5 protein-coding genes are annotated in these 3,529 nt (G+C 64.8%); 1 reads left to right on the top strand and 4 read right to left on the bottom strand.

Going from position 1 to position 3,529, the window contains the following annotated elements:
• Positions 1-23 precede the first annotated feature (23 nt).
• Positions 24-710, bottom strand: coding sequence for a 2,3-diphosphoglycerate-dependent phosphoglycerate mutase (gene gpmA, locus VGD20_RS18015; RefSeq protein ID WP_331135757.1), 687 nt, complete (start codon positions 708-710; stop codon positions 24-26).
• Between the two features lie 188 nt (positions 711-898).
• Between gpmA and VGD20_RS18020 the strand changes: the two genes are divergently transcribed.
• Complete coding sequence (locus tag VGD20_RS18020) at positions 899-1,354, top strand: Hsp20 family protein (RefSeq protein ID WP_331135758.1); 456 nt, start codon at positions 899-901, stop codon at positions 1,352-1,354.
• Between the two features lie 63 nt (positions 1,355-1,417).
• Here the strand turns inward: VGD20_RS18020 and VGD20_RS18025 are convergent, their stop codons facing one another.
• From VGD20_RS18025 to VGD20_RS18035, 3 genes are all read right to left on the bottom strand, one after another.
• Positions 1,418-1,885: a GNAT family N-acetyltransferase gene (locus VGD20_RS18025; protein WP_331135759.1), complete on the bottom strand. Its 468-nt coding sequence runs from the start codon at positions 1,883-1,885 to the stop codon at positions 1,418-1,420.
• Positions 1,882-2,991, bottom strand: coding sequence for a M14 family metallopeptidase (locus VGD20_RS18030; RefSeq protein ID WP_331135760.1), 1,110 nt, complete (start codon positions 2,989-2,991; stop codon positions 1,882-1,884). The genes VGD20_RS18025 and VGD20_RS18030 overlap by 4 nt, the downstream gene beginning before the upstream one ends.
• On the bottom strand, positions 2,988-3,529 hold a 542-nt coding region (locus VGD20_RS18035; protein WP_331135761.1), incomplete at its 5' end, for a DUF4136 domain-containing protein. The genes VGD20_RS18030 and VGD20_RS18035, both read right to left, overlap by 4 nt.

Raw genomic sequence — 3,529 nt, forward strand, 5'->3', positions numbered from 1 at the left:
GGCTTTCGCCGGGGTACCCGGTCCTACTTCTCGCTGAGGTAATAACGCTCGCGCGCCGTCAGGTCGTCGTTCAGCTCATAAACGATTGGCTGGCCGGTCGGGATTTCGAGCCCGGTGATGTCGGCGTCCGAAATGCCCGAGAGATGCTTGACGAGCGCGCGGAGGCTGTTGCCGTGCGCCGAGATCAGCACCGTCTTGCCCGCGGCGAGCTCGGGGACGATCGCAGCTTCATAATAGGGCAGCACGCGCTCGATCGTGTCCTTGAGGCTTTCGGCCGAAGGGATATCGATGCCGGCGTAGCGCGGGTCGGTCGACAGGTCCCACGGCGATCCGGCTTCGAGCGGCGGCGGCGGGGTGTCAAAGCTGCGACGCCAGATCTTGACCTGCTCGTCGCCATGCTTCGCTGCGGTCTCGGCCTTGTCGAGCCCGGTGAGGCCGCCATAATGGCGCTCGTTGAGGCGCCAGTCCTTGGTGACGGGAAGCCACAAACGTCCCATCGCCTCGAGCGCGAGGTTCAGCGTCTTGATCGCGCGCGACTGGACCGAGGTGAAGCAGGTGTCGGGCGCGATGCCCTTGGCCTTCATCAGCTCACCCGCGGCGATCGCTTCGGCGACGCCCTTTTCGGTAACATCGACATCCCACCAGCCGGTGAAGCGGTTTTCGAGATTCCACTGCGACTGGCCATGACGGATGAGGATGAGCTGGGGCATTTCGGATCCTTGCGCTGGAGGAGGTGTGCCGCCCTTTAGCGCGGCTTTTCGCCGAACGCCAACCGCCCTCTTGAAATGGTTTCGCCGGCACCCAGATTGACCGCATCCGGCCGCCGACACGGGGCCGGGTGGTGATCGCGGCGCCGGCTGCGGTCCCTGGCTTCGCTTTTGAAAAGGAAGAAAGATCCATGCGCAACAGTTTCGACTGGACTCCCTATCGCCGTTCGACCGTCGGGTTCGACCGTCTGTTCGATTTCCTCGAAACCGGTGGCTCGGGCGCCGAAAACTATCCCCCCTTCGACATCGAAAAGGTCGCCGACGACCATTTCCGCATCACCGTCGCGGTCGCCGGATTCAAGTCCGACGAGATCGACATCACCGCGCAGCAGAATATGCTGACCGTCAGCGGGCGCAAGGCGCCGGTGGCCGAAGGCGAGGGACGCCAGCTGCTCTATAGCGGCATCGCGACGCGCGCATTCGAACGCCGCTTCCAGCTCGCCGATTTCGTGCGCGTCGAACAGGCCGACCTTGCCGACGGCCTGCTCGCGATCGATCTGGTGCGCGAAGTTCCCGAGGCGATGAAGCCGCACAAGATCGCGATCGGTAGCGCGGCGCCGGTGATCGAGGACAAGAAGGCCGCGTAACGCCGGCAATCGGTCTGATCGAAGTATCGGGGCCCGGAGTCCCTTCCGGGCCCCGTTTTATGATCAGAGCGCGCGCGTCATGAAGCGGCTGAACGGGTCGGGCTTATAATCCGAAAAGGGCTCGCACTCTTCGAAACCATGATTGCGATAGAGTGCGAGCGCAGGTTCGAACGCCCGACTCGATCCGGTTTCGAGGCTGAGGCGCTCGATGCCGCGGGCACGCGCTTCACCCATGATATGGACGAGCATCTGCGCGGCCACCCCTTGCCGCAGGAAAGTCTCCGCAGTGCGCATCGACTTGATCTCGCCATGCTGCGCGTCGATCATCTTCAAGGCACCGCAGCCAGCAAGGTCATCGCCCTTGTGGATCGACCAGAAGGTCACGCCATCGCTGCGCAGCCCCTCGAAATCGAGAAAGTGGCAGCTGTCGGCCGGCGAATTCGCGAGCATCCCCGCAAAGTGGACCTCGAGCAGCGCGCGGATCGCGGCACCCGACAGATCGTCCTCGACGATCCGCCAGGCAGCACTCACAGAAGCTGGTCCAGCGTTTGGAGGCACGCGTGCGCGAGCAGCTTCGAGCGCTCGGGCGACCAGCCCCGGACCGGATCGGGAAGATCGCGATTGTCCTTGAACGGCATTTCGAGCGTCATCGACACCGCGCCGAAACGCTCGGCGAGCTGCGTCGTCGACATCGAGAGATTTGCCTGCCCCGGCGCCGATTCGGCATAGCCGAGGTCGACCTGGAAATCGGGGGTGTTCGCGGCAAGCGCGGTTTCGAACGCCTTGTACTTCGTGGTCTGTTCGGGCTTGAGCGACGGGATGCCCTCGAACCCGGCGACGAAAACCGCGGGGATCGCTTCGTCGCCATGGACGTCCATCGCCCAGTCGACCCCGCTTTCGTCCATCGCATTTCGCACGCACAGCACTTCGGGGCTGCGCTCCGGCGTCGGATTATCCCATTCGCGGTTGAGGTTCACGCCGGCGAAATTGGTGCGCAGATGTCCGCGGCACGACCCGTCGGGATTCATGTTCGGGACGATATGGAAGCGGCACTTGGCGCGTAGCGACCGCGCGTGTGGATCGGCGGGATCGACGAGCTTTTCAAGCGCGCCTTCCATCCACCATTCGGCCATGCTCTCACCCGGATGCTGGCGCGCATAGAGCCAGACCTGTGTGTCGCCGCTGCCCATTTCGAGGCAGTCGATCGGCTGGCCTTCGAGGCTGGTGCCGAGGCAGCGATAGGTGACGCCTTCGCATTCGGCGATCTGTGCGACGAGGTCGTGGTGGCGTTCCATCGAATAGGGCGCGAAATAGGCGATATAGAGGATCGGGCTTTCGGCGGTGTGCTGGATCGTCAGCGTTCCGGCTTCATAATTTGTATCGAGGCGGAACCAGTTTTCGCGATCGGTGCTCGCGCAGGCGGCATAGCCGGGCCAGCCGTCGGGATAGGCCGAATCGCCAAGACCCGTGATCGCGAGTTCGAGCGCATCGCCGACCGCGCATGCCACGCGGAAGTGGAACCACTGGAAAAAGTCCGAATCGCGATCCTTGCGGATCGACAGGCGGGCGGACGTGCCGTCGATGGCGTCCACGACGATATTGCCGCTGTCGAAAGCGGCGTTGATGGTGATGGTCATTTAACGCTGATAGTGCGTCCCGATTCGCCGGGGAAGTCCTTGAATAGGGCTTCGGCCAATTTCGCCGCAGCGAGACCCGGCTGCGACGCGGGCGCCTTCACCGGCACCGCCGCGAGCGCGCGGCCTTCCCACACGGCCTGCCCGCTGGCGCTGTCGTCAATGCGCACCGCCAGCTGCAGATCCTGCACCTTGCGCGGTCCGCCACCGAGATTGATCCCGATGCCGAGCCCGACTCCCGAACGGTAGCCGCCCGTCGAGCCGCCGACGCCGACCGAGACGGGCGAGCGCCGGACACCGCTTTCGCGGTCGATGCGATCGAACCCGATCCGGACCTTGAGCGGCGCGCTCGCGCCGTCGGGCGCCGCGACCAGCCCCTGTCGCTGCAATTGTTGTTCGACCGCGGTGCGATAGCTGCTCCATTCGAGCGACGGCTGGCTCGCGCCGACCATCGACGCGGCGTCGCCAAGCGGCGCCGCGTCGACTGTGTAGCGCGTGCCCGGCGCCCAGCCGGCCGGGGCAGCGGCATGGAAGCGGGTCA

Source organism: Sphingopyxis sp., assembly GCF_036402335.1.
Taxonomy (GTDB): Bacteria; Pseudomonadota; Alphaproteobacteria; order Sphingomonadales; family Sphingomonadaceae; genus Sphingopyxis.